Raw genomic sequence first — 15735 nt, 5'->3', positions numbered from 1 at the left:
TTGATTGGGTGGCCAAGCACCTGGTGATGGCCGGGCGTCTGATAGATTTCGAACCGGAAATCGCCTATGAGCACGCCATGGCCGCCAGCCGGCGCGGTGGGCGTGTTGCTGTCGTGCGCGAAGCCGTTGGCCTCACTGCCTACACCGCAGGCAACTACGCCGAAGCTCTTCGCGAATTCCGCACCTTCCGGAGGATCAGCGGCTCCAACATCCATCTTCCTGTCATGGCCGACTGCGAGCGTGGACTCGGTAAGCCGGAGAAGGCGCTGGAGACGGCCCACAGTGAAGAAGCGACGACATTGGACACTCCTGGACGTGTGGAAATGGCCATCGTGGCTGCCGGGGCCCAGTCCGACCTCGGCAACAGAGACGCTGCCGTGAGTGAACTGCAGATTCCACAACTCGACATCAACCGGGCGTTCTCCTTCAGCCCCCGCCTGTTCGAGGCCTATGCGATGGCACTCGAAGCGGTGGGGAAGCAGGGCGAAGCCGAACTCTGGCGTCGACAGATTTCCCTGGCTGAACGTGCCCTTGGAGTCGGCGAATTCCAGGATCCGGACATCATGGATCTTGGTGACGACGAGGACTCCATCGAGGATGACAAGCCCCGTGCACGGGACTTCATCAACCACGCAGGCACGAGCCCGGAAGCGGCAGGAGACACCTCCGACAAGGCCGCCGAGGCATCCTCGAGCGTCGGCTCCGACTCCACCGAGTCGGATACTGCCTCGAGCGCTCCCGAGCCGGAACAGTAGGAGCCGAGCGCGTCATGTTGATTTCCTGCTTCGACGCCGTTCTTTCGGATCTGGACGGAGTCGTCTATACCGGGCCCAACGCCATCGAAGGTGCCCCCGAGGCATTGGGACGTTTGGCCGGTATGGGCGTCGAGCTTGCCTACATCACCAATAATGCCTCGCGGTCCCCTGAAGTGGTTGCGCGGCATATCCGCCAACTCGGGGCTCCCGCCGAGGCAGGTACGGTCTTCGGTTCGGCCGATGCCGGCGCAGACCTCCTGGCCGAGCGCATTCCTCCCCAGAGCAAGGTCCTCGTGGTGGGTAGCGCCTACCTGCGTGATTGTGTGGTGTCCCGCGGCATGACACTGGCGGAGTCTGCCGAGGAATCCCCGGCAGCAGTCATCCAGGGGTTCGACCCGGATGTGAACTGGTGCGATCTGGCCGAAGCAGCCCATGCGCTGAACGCGGGGGCGATGTGGGTGGCCACGAATACCGATATGACCATTCCACGGGCCCGCGGGCTTGCCCCGGGCAACGGAGCCCTGGTGCGGGCGGTATCCTCGGCGACTTCGGCGGAACCGCTCATCGCCGGCAAGCCAGAACCCCTGCTTTTCCAGGTTGCCGCGGAGCAACTCGAGGCCTCCAAACCACTGGTGGTCGGCGACCGTCTAGATACCGACATCCTCGGTGGCAACCGTGCCGGGTTCGCCACGGCCGTGGTCCTCACCGGGGTGGACGATCCTGCTGCCGTGCTGGGGGCCCCGGCAGATCAGCGGCCCAGGTTCCTGCTGGGAACCCTCGCGGAGCTGTACCTGGACTATCCGATCGTGCAGGCCACCGGGAAACAGATCGTGTGCGGGCACTCCCGTGCCGGGGTGGAGAACGGGAAGATCACCGTGGAGGGTTCGCGGGAGGACCTCAATAGCTGGCGGGCAGCGTGCTGTGCCTGGTGGTACGCGAATCCGCATGCAACGGAGCGGACGACGCCGGAAATCAGCTTCAACTCATAAGGGCGCCGGACGGCGTCGTCATCGCCGCCCTGCAGACCAGGAGGACCCCCATGGACACCCCAGAAGACGGACCGGACACCGACACGACCGGTGATGCCGTTGTTGATGCACAACTCGAATCGCTGAAGGCGGTGGACGGGCTGCCCGCAGAAGACCACGAGGCGGTCTATTCGAAGCTGCACGAAGCTCTGCAGCGCACGCTCGATGAGGACCCTTCCGAAGCATGAGCAGACTCGACCAGGAGCTCGTCGCCCGTGGCCTGGCCCGTTCACGGACCCATGCCGCCCAGCTGATTGCCGATTCCCGGGTGAGTGTCGATGGCCAAAAGGTCACCCGGGCGGCGAAGGCCGTGGCGGAAGCCCAGGACCTGGCCGTCAGCGAGGCCGAGGGAGAGGAATACGTCAGCCGGGCCGGACATAAGCTCGCCGGCGCGCTGGGGGTCTTCACCGACGTGCTGGTCCGGGGCCGTCGGTGTCTGGACGCGGGAGCATCGACCGGTGGATTCACGGAGGTCCTCCTGCGCAACGGCGCCGGGCAGGTGGTCTCCGTCGACGTCGGACACGACCAACTCGTGCGCCAGATCCGCGATGACCCGCGGGTCGATGTGCACGAGGGGATGAACATCCGCGGGGTGACCCGCGAGATGATCGGTGGTCCCGTCGACCTCGTCGTCGCGGATCTGTCCTTCATTTCACTGCGTCTGGTCGTAGGCCCCCTGGCCGGGGTGACCCGCCCGGGTGGGGACCTGGTCCTGATGGTCAAACCCCAATTCGAAGTGGGACGGGACAACCTCGGGCGCACCGGTGTGGTGACCAGCGCGGAATTGCGCCGCCGGTCCGTCGAAGGGGTCGTCCAGGCGGCTCGGGAGGCGGGACTGTCCCTGGCCGGCCTGGCCCGCAGTCCCTTGCCCGGACAAGACGGAAACGTGGAGTTCTTCCTGCGGCTGAGCCGCGTAGCCACCGCAGACCTTCCACAACCGGACGCGGAGACCCCCGCATTGCCAGAAGTTGACTACTCTTGAAGGGGACCCGTTCCGGCCGGACGATTCCGTGTCAGGAACCGGGCAGAAGCATGCCTTCGTCTACCGTGAAGTAGGTTCACAAAAGGGAAGGAACGCATGAGACGAATACTCGTCCTGGCGCATACCGGGAGGGAAGACGCCCTGAGAGCGGCGTTGGATACCTGTCTTCGGTTGCGTGACTCCGGGCTCATCCCCGTGATGCGACGTGACGAACTCCGAAACCTGCGCAACGCCCCCGATGGCAAGAGCCTCGAAGTGCAGATCCTCGACGAAGACGTCTCCCTGAGCGATATCGATCTCGGCATGGTCCTCGGCGGCGATGGCACCGTGCTGCGTGCGGCGGAAATGGTGCGCGAATCGGCGGTCCCGCTGTTGGGCGTCAATCTGGGCCATGTCGGATTCCTGGCCGAGAGCGAGCGGGCTGATCTACGCCATACCGTCGACTGGGTCGTGAACCGGCACTACGTGGTCGAGGAACGCATGGCCATCGATGTGCAGGTCTGGCTCGGAAACCGGAGGATTGCCCATACCTGGGCCTTGAACGAGGCCGCCGTGGAAAAGGCCAACCGGGAACGGATGATCGAGGTCGTCATGGAGGTCGACGGCCGCCCCATCAGCACCTTCGGATGTGATGGGATGGTCATGGCCACGCCGACCGGCTCGACCGCTTATGCCTTCTCCGCCGGGGGACCGGTGGTCTGGCCCGGTGTCGAGGCCTTGATCCTGGTGCCGATTTCCGCCCATGCACTGTTCGCCAAACCACTGGTGGTCGCCCCGACGTCGACCATGGCGATCGAGATGTTGACGCGTACCGATGCCAGCGGAGTGCTGTGGTGTGACGGCCGCCGCACCCTGGATCTGCCGCCCGGATCCCGCGTCGAAGTGACCCGCTCCACGAAACCCGTGCGACTGGCCCGCGTGAACCGCACGCCGTTCAGCGAGCGGCTGGTCCGCAAATTTGAACTGCCCACCAGCGGTTGGCGTGGCCCCGTGGATGATGCACACCGTGATACCGCCACGTCCTCGCTACCGGTGGTGACCTCGCCCCTGCAAGTCATCGAGCCCCGCCACTACCAGCCGCGTCCCGATACGGAGCAGCACCCATGATCGAGGAGATCCGCATCTCGGACCTCGGCGTCATCACCAGGGCCACACTGGAACTGGATCCGGGCTTCACCGTCGTGACCGGCGAAACCGGTGCAGGCAAGACCATGGTCGTCACTGCCCTGGGGCTCCTCCTGGGCAACCGGGCCGACGCCGGTGCCGTCCGCCACGGAGCCAAGCAGGCAGTGGCCGAGGCAATATTGCGTCTACCCTCCGATAGCCCGGCTTTGGCGCGGGCCGAAGACAGCGGTGCCCTGGTTGAAGAACACGCGGGGGATGCCGAGCTGATCCTGGCGCGCATCCTCAGCGCCGAGGGCCGGAGCAAGGCCGCCGTCGGTGGCACGGCCGCTCCGGTCGGGTTGCTCTCGGAACTGGGTTCCCACCTGGTGGCTGTTCATGGGCAAAGCGACCAGCTGCGTCTGCGCAGTGCGGTGGCCCAACGTGAATCCCTCGACAAATTCGGCGGTCCCGAGCTGGCCGCTGCGCGCTCGGCCTACCAGGAGACCTTCGATGGCTGGAAGGCCGTGTCCGTGGAGCTGGAGGAGATCACCTCCGCATCCCGTGAGCGGGCCCGCGAAGCGGAATCCCTGCAGCTGGCCTTGGAGGAAATCGATGCCGTTGAACCACTGCCCGGCGAAGACGAGGAACTCAAGGCCGAGGCCCAGAAGCTGGGGAACGTGGAAGGACTCCGTTCTGCTGCCGTCACCGCCCACGCGGCACTCAGTGGAGATGAATTCAGCGAGGACCCCAACGCCGTCGGCCTGGTCGAGGTGGCCCGGCGTTCCCTCGAGCTCGTCGCCGATGACGACCCCGAGCTGCAGACGCTCGGGAACCGGGTCAACGAGATCGGCATCCTGGTCGCCGATGTGTCCATGGAACTGGGTAGCTACCTGGGCACCTTGGACGGGGACGGACCCGGCCGGCTGGCCGAGGTCGAGGAACGCCGTTCGGCCCTGAACCAGCTGATCCGGAAATACGCTCCCACCATCGACGAAGTCATCAGTTGGTCCGAGACGGCCCGGAGGCGGCATATGGACCTGCAGGACGACACCGGACGGGTTGAGTCGCTCCAGGCCCAGCTGGACGGCTTGCAAGGGCGGCTGACGGAACAGGCTGCGGCACTCAGTGCCCTTCGCCGTGACGCCGCACAGCGGCTCTCCGAACGCGTCAGCTCCGAGCTGATGGCGCTGGCGATGCCCGATGCCCGTTTCGTCGTGGAAGTCACTGACGCCGAGGAACCGGTCAGGCATGGGGCCGATCAGATCTCGATGCTGTTGCAACCCCATGCCGGCAGCGCTCCCCGCCCCCTGGGCAAAGGGGCCTCGGGCGGCGAACTATCGCGGGTCATGTTGGCGATCGAGGTCGTGCTGGCCGAAACCGACCCGGTTCCGACGTTCGTCTTCGACGAGGTCGACTCCGGCGTGGGCGGCAAGGCGGCCGTTGAGATCGGAAAACGGCTGGCCATGCTGGCCCGTCATGTCCAGGTGATCGTGGTGACCCACCTGCCCCAGGTCGCCGCCTACGCCCAGCGCCATATCCGCGTGATCAAGAACTCCGATGCCCAAGCACAGGAAGGCGCGGGCTTCACGGCCAGCGACGTCGTCCGGCTCGAGGAAGGCGATCGCGTCCGTGAATTGGCTCGCATGCTGGCCGGGGCCGAAGACTCCGACACGGCCCAGGCGCATGCGGAGGAATTGCTTGAAAGCGCTCGTCAGGCCGTATCGAGCTTCGTGACATAGCTTTTCCGGACGCGGATACCAGCGTCCGGGAGATAGATTGACGACAACCCGTCCAGCAAATAGATGATAGGCTCGAACCCCGTGGTGCAGCGAACAATTTCCAAGTCCCGGTCCGAAACTACCAAGCAGATCTTTGTCACCGGTGGTGTGGCGTCGTCCCTCGGAAAGGGGCTGACGGCTTCCAGCCTCGGTCACCTGCTGCGGGCACGTGGCCTCACGGTGACCATGCAGAAACTGGATCCATATCTGAACGTGGATCCCGGCACGATGAACCCCTTCCAACACGGCGAAGTCTTCGTCACCGATGATGGGTCCGAGACGGATCTCGACATCGGCCACTACGAACGCTTCCTGGACGAGAACCTCGACGGTTCGGCCAACGTGACCACGGGACAGGTCTACTCCCGGGTCATCGAAAAGGAACGTCGCGGTGACTACTTGGGTGATACCGTCCAGGTCATCCCGCATATCACCGACGAGATCAAGCGTCGCATGCGGCTGCCGTCCGAGGCGGAGGACGCCCCCGACGTGATCATCACCGAAATCGGTGGCACCGTCGGAGACATCGAATCGCAGCCCTTCCTCGAATCCGCCCGTCAGGTCCGCCAGGACGTCGGCCGGAATAATGTGTTCTTCGTTCACGTGTCGTTGGTGCCTTATATCGGCCCATCCCACGAGCTGAAGACCAAGCCGACCCAGCACTCGGTGGCGGCATTGCGCTCGATCGGCATCCAGCCCGACGCCCTGGTGATCCGTTCGGACCGCGAAATCCCGACTGAGATGCGGGAGAAGCTCGGCCGCACCTGTGACGTCGATCCGGAGGCAGTCATCAACTGCGCCGATGCCCCGAGCATCTACGACATCCCCGTGACGATCCACGACCAGGGACTGGACGCCTACATCGTGCAGTCCCTGGGCCTGAAGTTCAAGGATGTCGACTGGACCCAATGGACCCGCCTGCTGCATGCGGTCCATCACCCGGACCATGAGCTCGAAGTGGCATTGGTCGGCAAGTACATCGAGCTACCCGACGCCTACCTTTCCGTCACCGAGGCGCTGCGCGCCGGCGGATTCGCCAACGGCGCCCGGGTCAAGATCCGCTGGGTCCCTTCCGACGACTGCGCCACCGAGGCAGGAGCCAAGAAGTCCCTGCACGGGGTGGACGCCATCTGTGTTCCCGGAGGCTTCGGCATCCGTGGGCTTGACGGCAAACTCGGGGCCTTGAAATTCGCCCGCGAAACCGGCATGCCGACCCTGGGCCTGTGCCTGGGCCTGCAGTCGATGGTCATCGAATACGCCCGCAACGTCGCCGGCCTGGCCGAGGCGTCCTCGACCGAGTTCGAGCCCGATTCGGTGCACCCGGTCATCGCCACGATGGCCGAACAGCAGCACATCGTCGACGGCGAGGGCGATTTGGGAGGCACGATGCGTCTGGGGCTCTACGACGCGACCCTGGGCGAAGGCACGGTCGTGGCCGCGACCTACGGAGCCACGCAGGTCTCCGAACGCCACCGCCACCGCTATGAGGTCAACAACAACTACCGCAAGCAGTTGGAGGAAGCCGGACTGGTCTTCTCGGGGACTTCCCCGGACGGCGACCTGGTTGAATTCGTGGAACTGCCGGCCGAGAAGCACCCGTACTACGTCTCCACCCAGGCGCACCCGGAACTGAGCTCGCGTCCGACCAGGCCGCACCCGCTGTTCGCCGGGCTGATCAAGGCGGGGCTGGACCACCAGAAAGCCGGTCGATAGACCATGGCGACCCCCGAGCGACAGGACGCGGGACCGGTAGACGAAATCAGTCGGCGCCGCGTGCTCCACTCCGAGTCCGTGTATTCGGGGCGGATCTGGAACGTGCTGCAGGACACCTTCGAACTGTCCGAAGGTGGCCAACCGCTGGTGCGTGACTACGTCGCCCACCCGGGAGCCGTGGCGATCCTGGTTCTGGATGACCAGGACCGGGTCCTGTTGGTGCGTCAATATCGCCACCCGGTGGGCATGCAGCTATGGGAGATCCCCGCGGGACTGCTGGACATGGAGGGGGAGCTGCCCCAGCATGCGGCGGCCCGTGAACTGGCCGAGGAAGCAGACCTGACGGCCGGACGGTGGGAGGTCCTGGTGGATATGTTCAATTCACCGGGTTCCTCCAGCGAGGCATTGCGCGTCTACCTGGCCCGTGACCCGCAGTTGATTCCTGCCGGCCAGCGTTTCGAACGCACCGAGGAAGAAGCGGAAATGCAGTGGGAATGGGTTCCGCTCGCCGAGGCCGTCCAAGCGGTATTGGCCGGAAACATCCACAACCTTTCGGCGGTTGCCGGGGTCATGGCCGCGGCCACCGCCAGGGCCCAGGACTTCACCGGCCTGCGCCCTGCCGACGAACCATGGACGGCCCACCCTCGTCTGCGGGCTTCCGGGGGATAGGGATCGGGTGAGCACATGTCCATGGCCGTGACGCCGGAACCGGCAGCCACCGGTGACGGCGGGGGGATTCCCGGACCGCTGGCTCGAGAGCTGGCCTCCTACCTCCAGCACGTCGCCGTCGAACGGGGGATGGCGGCCAATACCGTGGCCGCCTACCGCCGGGACCTGCAGCGCTACGCCACGTTTCTCGCCGGCCGGGACATCGAGTCCGCGACGGGAATCACCCGCCATCATTTGACCGAGTTCGCCCAATCCCTGCGTGACGGATCGGATGGAGGGGCCCCTCTCAGCGCCCGTTCGGCGGCTCGTTGTGTCGTCGCGGTGAGGGGTCTGCACCGGTTCTGGGCCCTGGAGGGGACCACCACCGACAACCCGGCTGCGGATCTGCACCCCCCGGCCGCCGGGCAGCGGCTGCCCAAGGCCATCAGTGTTGCCGAGGTGACCTCGATCCTCGAGGCGGTTCCCACCGACTCCGAAGCAGGTCTCCGCGACCGGGCACTTCTGGAGTTCTTGTATTCCACCGGTGCGCGCATCAGCGAGGCCGTGGGCCTGGACGTCGATGACCTGCATCTGGAACGCCCCGCCGATGGTCCTGCGGTCGTTCGTCTGTTCGGCAAAGGCTCCAAGGAACGCGTGGTCCCGCTGGGTTCCTATGCCGCCGCGGCGCTGGAGGCCTATCTGATCCGGGGACGCCCCGGCATGGCCGCCAAGGGCCAGGGAACACCCGGGCTGTTCCTGAACCTCCGGGGCGGTCGGTTGAGCAGGCAGTCGGCCTGGTCGGTGCTCAAGGTCGCCGCCGAACGCTCAGGCATCGGGAAGGACGTCTCCCCGCACACGCTGAGGCATTCCTTCGCCACCCATCTGCTTGAAGGCGGAGCCGATGTGCGGGTCGTCCAGGAACTGCTCGGCCATGCCTCGGTGACGACCACACAGGTCTACACCATGCTCAATGCCCAGACCCTCCGCGAGGTGTACGCCGCTACGCACCCCCGGGCAAACCACTAGGAACGGATCTTCGACATCATGGCACCCACACCGGCAACCCCACCCGTGCAGGTCGTCCTGTGCCTGCCCATCCTGAATGGGCTCACCGGACGCCAAGTGCTCCTGGGGCTGAAGCAACGGGGCTTCGGCGCCGGCCACGTGGTGGCCCCCGGAGGGAAGATCGAGCCGGGGGAGAGCCCGGCCCAGGCGGCGGCACGGGAACTGCACGAGGAAACCTCGGTGCTCACCGATCCGGCCACGCTGGAACCTGCCGCCCGGGTCTATTTCCGTTTCCCGGCCAACCCCGCGGCGGATATGGACTGCCAGGTCTTCCTGACCACGGAATTCTCCGGCATGGCCGCCGCCTCGGACGAACTCCTCCCGGGCTGGTATCCGGTCGGGCACCTGCCGTTGGACCGGATGTGGGAGGATTCCCCGCTGTGGCTGGACCGGCTGTTCCGTGGTGAACGCTTCGATGCCCTGGTCCGGTTGGGCGATGACAACGAATCGGTGGCGCACTTCGCCACGATTGCCTGGCCGGAGGGCACAATGCCTGATGCCCCTGCCACGGAATCCGATTTCCCCACCCCGGCATAACGCGTCTCGGGACCAAGCCTTCGCGGGCGGGCCCGGCAGGACGGCAGCCAGGGGCGGCGTTCATAATCTAGTGGATAAGTAACCTAGGAGACCTGACTCCTCATTTTCGAGGCCCTGCGACGTCCCGAACGACCAATCATCGTCGTCGATGGCCGAACGCCCGCGGTTCGGGCAGGATGTCTGCAAGGGGGTGTCGGTCCAATGCCCGGACTCCAGCTGCCACCGGGGGACCGCCCCGAGGCGGAAGGACGGTTTTCAACGGAAGGACACCGATGCCGGTCGGGGCTCATCAGGCAGGGGGCACACGCCGCGCCGTGCCGAAGAGGACGGTCTTCCTGACGGGGGCTAGCGGATCGATGGGTTCCGCCGCACTGGCCGAACTGGTCCGACGCCGGGACAAGTTCGACCTCGTGATACTGGTCCAGCATTCGCTCCGGGCCCGGCGTGCCTTGCGGCGCTACATGGCCATGCCCGGACTCCGGATCATCTGGGGCGACCTGCGTGACTACGCCGCGGTGCTCGAAGGGGTCGACGGAGCCGATTACGTCCTCCATGCGGCCGCCCTCATTTCCCCGGCCGCGGATCGTGATCCGGTGGCCACCGATCAGATCAACGTCGGGTCGATCATCAACATCCTCCGGGCGATCCGGGCACAACCCGATCCCGATGCCGTGCACCTGGTGTCGATCGGCTCCGTGGCGATGACGGGCAGCAGGCTGCCGCCGATCCATTGGGGACGTGTGGGGGATCCGATCGCCCCGGCGGTGGGGGACCACTACGCCGTCAGCAAGATCGAGGCGGAACGGCTCGTCGTGGAATCCGGCTTGGCCCACTGGGTCTCACTGCGCCAGACCTTCATCTGCATCCCGCGATTGTTGAGCCTCCTGCACCCGATCCTGTTCCACCAGCCGTTGGACACCGTCTTCGAGTTCGTGACGGCACGTGACTCGGGCCGGCTGTTGGCCAACGCCTGCGAGGAGGGGGTCGGAGACGACTTCTGGCGCCACGTCTACAACATCGGTGGTGGTGAGGACTTCCGCGTGGGGTACCTGGAATACCTGGACCGGGTGTTCAGCAGGTTGGGCCTGCCCCCGAGCCGGAAACTCTTCCGCCGTTCGTGGTTCGCGTTGAAGAACTTCCATTGCCAGTGGTTCCTTGACTCGGACGTCCTCGAAAAGCACCTGGAATTCCGCCGCGACGGCTTCGAGGAATATCTTGACCAGGTCGCTTCACAGGCCTCCTGGTACCTGAAGGCAGGGGTCGCGCGGCTCGTGCCGGGCTGGCTGCTGAGGGAGCTGCTGATGAAACGGATCGCCAGGAGGCCCGAAGGACCTCTGCACTGGATCCAGGGAAACGACCACGAGCGCATCGCGGCCTTCTTCGGGACGCGCACAAACTGGGAATCCATTCCCGGATGGGCGGAGGAGATCGGCGAACCCGGCCCGCCACGATCGCTCAGCCACGGCTTCGACGACCAGCTCCCCGACGCCGAACTCGGGGTCGTCCAGGCGCAATCGGCCGCGGCGTTCCGTGGAGGCGAGTATCTGGGGTCGTCCCTGGAACCCGGTGAGCTGCATACCCCGGCCTTCTGGCGGTGCGCCTTCGGCCACGAATTTTCGGCAACCCCCTACCTGGTCCTCCGCGCGGGGCATTGGTGCCCGGAATGCCAGGCACCTCCGTGGGACTTCGACCGGATCGCCGCCGTGAACCCCTTTTTCGCGCAGGTCTGGCCGACCGCCGAGCACCGGGGCCCCGACACGGAGAACGGCGGTGCCGAACCCCCGTTGGGGGCCGACACCGCCGTCGCCGGAGAGTAGATCCGGCGCTAGAGCTCGCGCTGATCCGGGCCGTTGTAGGCCGATAGCGGGCGGATCAGCGCGTTGTTGGCGCGCTGTTCCATGATGTGCGAGGTCCAGCCGGAAATACGCGAGGCGATGAACAACGGGGTGAACATCTGGGTGTCGAAGCCCATCAGGTGGTACGTCGGCCCCGCGGGGTAGTCGAGGTTGGGCTTGATGTCCTTCGCCTCGGCCATGGCGGACTCCAGCCCGTCATACAGTCCCAGGATCTCGGCGCGGCCGTAGTAGGCGACCATCGCATCGAGTGCCTTCTTCATGGTGGGCACCCGGGAGTCGCCGTTCTTGTAGACGCGGTGTCCGAAGCCCATGACCTTCTTCTTGGCGGCCAGGGCCTCCTCCATCCACTTCTTGGCGCGGATGGCCGCGTCCTCGCGGGTCTCGTCCTTGCGGATGCCCAACTCCTCGAAGGTGTCCATGACGGCTTCGTTGGCACCCCCGTGCAGGGAGCCCTTCAAGGCACCGATGGCCCCGACGACCGCCGAATGCATATCCGACAGGGTCGAGGTGATCACCCGTGCGGTGAAGGTGGAGGCGTTGAACGAATGCTCCGCGTAGAGGACCATCGACACCCGGAAGGCGTCCACGACCTCCGCGGGTGCTTCTTCTCCGTTGGTCATCCACAGGAAGTTCTGCGAATAGTCCAGATCATCACGCGGGGCGACCACGTCCTGGTTCCGGCGACGACGCTGGTCGTAGGCCAGGACCGCGGGGAAACGGGCCAACAACGACTTGGCCTTTTCCAGTTCCGCCTCCGGGGATGCGTCCTCGGCCAACGGGTGGTTGGCCCCGAGCACCGAAACCGCGGTCCGGGCCACGTCCATCGGGTGGCAATCCAACGGCAACAGGTCCACTGCGGCCTTGACGTTGTCCTGCAAGGCACGATTGGACCGCTCGAAGGAGACGAACTCCTCCAGTTCCGAGGCGCTGGGGAGTTCCCCGGTCCACAGAAGCAACGCCACTTCCTCGAAGCTCTTCCGGGCGGCCAGGTCCTGGACCGGGTAGCCACGGTAGAGCAGGGAATTGGTCTCGGGGTTGACCTTGGAGACGGCGGTGTAGTCGACGACGACCCCGGCCAGGCCCTTTTTGATGTCGGTCTCGGTTTCGCTCATGCTTACTGCTCCTTTGAACCCGATGGGAGATTTGCGCCATTGCCGTCGATCTCGAGCCCGGGGACCTGGAAATTGAAGATCCCGGTATCGAAGCGGTTGTACGCTTCATAGTCCACCAGATCATACAGCCGGGCGCGGGTCAGCATCTGCGGGACCTGCTCCTGCTGGGTCCCCTGGGCGCTGATGGTGTCCAGGACGCGCTCGGCGGCACCCATGGCGCTGCGCAGCAAGGTCACGGGGTAGATCACCAGGGAGACGCCGGTCGCGGCCAGTTCGTCACGGGTGAACAATTCCGATTTGCCGAATTCGGTCATGTTCGCCAGCACCGGCACATCCACGGCTTGGCAGATGGCCTCGAACTCCGAGAGGTCCTTCATCGCCTCGGGGAAGATGGCGTCCGCTCCCGCATCGACCAGGGCCTTGGCCCGCTCCACGGCGGCCTGCAGCCCATCCACGGCCCGCACATCGGTCCGGGCCATGATCAGGAAGTTAGGATCCCTGCGGGCATCGGCGGCGGCAGCGATCCGCTTGACCATGGTCTCCAGATCCACGACGTTCTTGCCATCGAGGTGGCCGCAGCGCTTCGGGTTGAACTGGTCCTCGATATGGCAACCGGCCAGACCTGCATGCTCGAGTTCCTGGATGGTGCGGGCCACGTTCATCGGTTCACCGAAACCGGTGTCGGCATCGACGATCGCCGGAAGATCGGTCATCCGGGCGATCTGCCCGGCCCGGCCGGCTACTTCACTCAGCGTGGTCAGCCCGACATCGGGCAGACCGAGTTCGTTGGCGAGCACGGCACCGGAGATGTAGACGCCGTCGAACCCCTTTTCCTCGATCAACCGGGCCGAGAGCGGGTTGAAGGCTCCGGGGAACTGGCGGGCAGTCCCGGGGACCAGCATCTCGCGCAGGGCGCGGCGCTTGGCCTCGGCGGTGGTGGTGGAATACAACATCTAGAACAGTCCCTTCGGTGCGGCGGCAGCGTCGATGACACCCGGTGCTGCCACGATGTTCAGCTGGTCCATTTCCCCTGCGGCCAGCTCGGGCAGCCGCTCGGCGGTCGCGATGAAACGCTCGATCTCCTCCGGGGCGACCATTCCTTCGGCCAGCGAGCGGAACTTGTTGATGTACTGTTCGCGGGCGAACGGACGGGCCCCGAGGGGGTGGGCGTCGGCGACGGCGATGTCATCGGTGATGACCGTGCCGTCATTCAGCGTGATCTCCACTGATCCGCCGAAGGCCTTCTCGGCGATGTCCTTCGAATGGTAGCGGCGGGTCCATTCGGCATCTTCTTCGGTGGTGACCTTATGCCACAGTTCCACGGTGTCGGCCCGCCCGGCGCGCTCGGGGGCGTAGGAATCGACGTGGTGCCAGGAGCCGTCCTGCAGGGCCACGGTGAAGATGTACGGGATCGAGTGGTCCAGCGTCTCTCGGGAGGCGGTCGGATCGTACTTCTGCGGGTCGTTGGCGCCGGAACCGATGACGAAGTGGGTGTGGTGGCTGGTCTTGATCAGCACGGACTTCACGTTCGCCGGGTCGGTGGCCTCGGGGTGTTCGCCATGGAGCTTGCGGGCCAGGTCGATCCACGCCTGTGCCTGGTACTCGGCGGAGTGCTCCTTGGTGTAGGTATCCATGATCGCGCGCTTGGTTTCACCGGGGGCGGGCAGCGGCACCGTGTAGGAGGCGTCGGGTCCGTCGAGCATCCAGGCGATGACGCCGTCCTCGCCTTCGTAGATCGGCACGGGGGAGGTCTGGCCGCGCATGGCACGGTCGGCGGCCTCGACGGCCATCTTGCCGGCGAAGGCCGGGGCGTGGGCCTTCCAGGTGGAGATCTCGCCCTTGCGCGACTGGCGGGTCGCCGTGGTGGTGTGCAGTCCCTGGCCGACGGCCTGGAAGATGGTCTCGACCTCGAGACCCAACAGGGTGCCGATTCCGGCCGCAGCGGAGGGGCCGAGGTGGGCGACGTGGTCGATCTTGTGTTCGTGCAGGCAGATGGACTTCACCAGGTCGACCTGGATCTCGTAGCCGGTGGCGATGGCGCGCACGACGTCGGCACCGGTGGCACCGGTGTGCTGGGCGACGGCGAGGATCGGAGGGATGTTGTCGCCGGGGTGGGAATACTCGGCGGCCAGGAAGGTGTCGTGGTAGTCGAGTTCACGCACGGCGACCCCGTTGGCCCAGGCAGCCCACTCGGGGGAGACCTTCTCGGTGATCCCGAAGACCGATGCGCCCGCGCCGCCGGAGCTGGGTGCGTGGCAGAGGGCCTGGGCGCGGGCGGCGATGATGGGGCCGCGGTTCAGCGAGGCCACGGCGACCGAGGCGTTGTCGATCACCCGGTTGATGACCATGTCGGTGACCTCGGCGGAAACCTCCACCGGATCGGCGGCGACGGTGGCGATCTTATGGGCCAGCTGCTCCTCGCGGGGCAGGTTCTCTTCCGAACGGTAGACGCGGACTGGGTGGTTGATCATGCTGAAGCCTCTTTCGGTAGGGCATGGGATTTGATGTGTTCAAGACTGTTGTGCAGGTGCAGCAGCGTGGCGGCCGACGCGAGTCCGGGATCCCCGGAGGCCACGGCTCGGGCGATCTGGGCGTGTTCGCGGGCCGAGGCACGCAGTCGCGCCGGGGCATCATGGGAGAGTCGGCGCAACCGGGCCAGATGCACGCGCAGGCCCTGGAGGGCCTGGGCCAGATAGGCATTGGATGCGGCGTCCTCGATGGCGGCATCCAGCTCGCCAGCCAAGGAATAATAGCCATCGCGCTCGGCGGCGGCACTGAGCGTGCGGGCCGCGGCGTCGAAGCGTCGGGCCAGTTCGTTGAAGACGGCCGGGCTGCCGGTCCTGGCTGCGCTGCGTGCGGCTTCGACCTCCAGGGCCCGGCGGAGCGAAAACAGGTCATCGACATGGTCCAGGGAGACATCGGAGACCACGACCCCGCGACCTCGTTGGGATACGGCCAGACCATCCGCTGCCAGCCGTGACAAGGCCTCCCGCAGCGGTGTGCGGGAAACGCCGAGTCGTTCAGCCTGCTCCACCTCACCGAGCACCGAGCCCGGCGGCAGGGCCCACGAGACGATGTCCCGTCGCAGCGCCGCGTAGGCCTTATCACTTGCCTTCATACCATCAGTGTATACAAGAACTCGAGATGATGCCCAGAG

Annotated in this window: 15 protein-coding genes; 11 read left to right on the top strand and 4 right to left on the bottom strand. The window is 65.8% G+C overall.

Annotation, left to right across the window (positions count from 1 at the left end):
• Window positions 1–8 precede the first annotated feature (8 nt).
• The 11 genes from AC3ZI9_RS10475 (at window position 9) to AC3ZI9_RS10425 (ending at window position 11427) form a co-directional block, all read left to right on the top strand.
• Window positions 9–755, top strand: coding sequence for a tetratricopeptide repeat protein (locus AC3ZI9_RS10475; RefSeq protein ID WP_444555146.1), 747 nt, complete (start codon window positions 9–11; stop codon window positions 753–755).
• Window positions 756–769: 14 nt separating this feature from the next.
• Window positions 770–1744: an HAD-IIA family hydrolase gene (locus AC3ZI9_RS10470; RefSeq protein WP_444555145.1), complete on the top strand. Its 975-nt coding sequence runs from the start codon at window positions 770–772 to the stop codon at window positions 1742–1744.
• A gap of 50 nt (window positions 1745–1794) precedes the next feature.
• Window positions 1795–1971, top strand: a complete 177-nt coding sequence (locus AC3ZI9_RS10465) for a hypothetical protein (protein WP_444555144.1) — start codon at window positions 1795–1797, stop codon at window positions 1969–1971.
• Window positions 1968–2765: a TlyA family RNA methyltransferase gene (locus AC3ZI9_RS10460; protein ID WP_444555143.1), complete on the top strand. Its 798-nt coding sequence runs from the start codon at window positions 1968–1970 to the stop codon at window positions 2763–2765. The genes AC3ZI9_RS10465 and AC3ZI9_RS10460 overlap by 4 nt, the downstream gene beginning before the upstream one ends.
• Window positions 2766–2861: 96 nt before the next feature.
• Window positions 2862–3872 (top strand): NAD kinase, encoded by a 1011-nt coding sequence (locus AC3ZI9_RS10455; protein WP_444555142.1) that lies wholly within the window; start codon window positions 2862–2864, stop codon window positions 3870–3872.
• The gene (gene recN / locus AC3ZI9_RS10450) at window positions 3869–5608 is read left to right on the top strand and encodes a DNA repair protein RecN (RefSeq protein ID WP_444555141.1); all 1740 of its coding nucleotides are present in this window, start codon (window positions 3869–3871) and stop codon (window positions 5606–5608) included. Before AC3ZI9_RS10455 ends, recN begins: the two co-directional genes overlap by 4 nt.
• Before the next feature lie 63 nt (window positions 5609–5671).
• A complete protein-coding gene (gene pyrG, locus AC3ZI9_RS10445; protein ID WP_444555140.1) occupies window positions 5672–7360 on the top strand; it encodes a CTP synthase in 1689 nt (562 codons plus the stop codon).
• Window positions 7361–7363: 3 nt separating this feature from the next.
• The gene (locus AC3ZI9_RS10440) at window positions 7364–8029 is read left to right on the top strand and encodes an NUDIX domain-containing protein (protein ID WP_444555139.1); all 666 of its coding nucleotides are present in this window, start codon (window positions 7364–7366) and stop codon (window positions 8027–8029) included.
• A gap of 21 nt (window positions 8030–8050) precedes the next feature.
• The gene (xerD, locus tag AC3ZI9_RS10435) at window positions 8051–9034 is read left to right on the top strand and encodes a site-specific tyrosine recombinase XerD (RefSeq protein WP_444555152.1); all 984 of its coding nucleotides are present in this window, start codon (window positions 8051–8053) and stop codon (window positions 9032–9034) included.
• 18 nt (window positions 9035–9052) lie between these two features.
• Window positions 9053–9610: an 8-oxo-dGTP diphosphatase gene (locus tag AC3ZI9_RS10430; protein ID WP_444555138.1), complete on the top strand. Its 558-nt coding sequence runs from the start codon at window positions 9053–9055 to the stop codon at window positions 9608–9610.
• Between the two features lie 356 nt (window positions 9611–9966).
• Complete coding sequence (locus AC3ZI9_RS10425; protein WP_489923575.1) at window positions 9967–11427, top strand: NAD-dependent epimerase/dehydratase family protein; 1461 nt, start codon at window positions 9967–9969, stop codon at window positions 11425–11427.
• A gap of 8 nt (window positions 11428–11435) precedes the next feature.
• On the opposite strand, the gene AC3ZI9_RS10420 is transcribed toward AC3ZI9_RS10425, so the two are convergent.
• The 4 genes from AC3ZI9_RS10420 to AC3ZI9_RS10405 are packed head-to-tail and all read right to left on the bottom strand — an operon-like array spanning window position 11436 to window position 15696.
• Window positions 11436–12578, bottom strand: coding sequence for a bifunctional 2-methylcitrate synthase/citrate synthase (locus AC3ZI9_RS10420; protein ID WP_444555136.1), 1143 nt, complete (start codon window positions 12576–12578; stop codon window positions 11436–11438).
• Between the two features lie 2 nt (window positions 12579–12580).
• Window positions 12581–13531: a methylisocitrate lyase gene (gene prpB, locus AC3ZI9_RS10415; RefSeq protein WP_444555135.1), complete on the bottom strand. Its 951-nt coding sequence runs from the start codon at window positions 13529–13531 to the stop codon at window positions 12581–12583.
• On the bottom strand, window positions 13532–15049 hold the full coding sequence (locus AC3ZI9_RS10410) for an MmgE/PrpD family protein (protein WP_444561754.1): 1518 nt from the start codon (window positions 15047–15049) through the stop codon (window positions 13532–13534).
• A complete protein-coding gene (locus AC3ZI9_RS10405; RefSeq protein ID WP_444555133.1) occupies window positions 15046–15696 on the bottom strand; it encodes a GntR family transcriptional regulator in 651 nt (216 codons plus the stop codon). The genes AC3ZI9_RS10410 and AC3ZI9_RS10405 overlap by 4 nt, the downstream gene beginning before the upstream one ends.
• Between the last annotated feature and the right edge of the window lie 39 nt (window positions 15697–15735).

It is taken from the genome of Arthrobacter sp. AOP36-F1-5, assembly GCF_058137995.1.
Note: the sequence above shows the minus strand (reverse complement) of the source record. Positions and strands in the feature narration are given on the sequence as shown.